This is a genomic window from Elizabethkingia argenteiflava, assembly GCF_009904105.1.
Classification (GTDB): domain Bacteria; phylum Bacteroidota; class Bacteroidia; order Flavobacteriales; family Weeksellaceae; genus Elizabethkingia; species Elizabethkingia argenteiflava.
On the sequence record NZ_JAAABJ010000582.1, the window covers coordinates 1 to 258 of the forward strand.

At 35.3% G+C, this 258-nt stretch carries 1 pseudogene; it reads left to right on the top strand.

The window, feature by feature from the left end:
• A pseudogene (locus GNY06_RS15755) lies at positions 1-255 on the top strand (hypothetical protein); the annotation flags it as partial.
• Positions 256-258: the final 3 nt, after the last annotated feature.

Below are 258 nucleotides of genomic sequence, written 5' to 3' on the forward strand. Positions count from 1 at the left end.
ATCGGCAGGATTTTAGACGTTAGCAATGTCACTGTTTTGAATTGGATTCGTAGTTTTGGTAAAGAAGTACAATCGTTACAGTGTGAATCTAAGGAAATAAAAGTGGTAGCGTTAGATGAAATGCACACTTATATAGGGAGTAAAAAAAACACGGTTGGATCTGGATTGCTGTTGATAGATTTGGAAAAAGATTCATCAATTTCGTTATTGGTGACAGAAGTCATCAAACTGCAGAAGAGTTTTGGGAAACAATAAAAC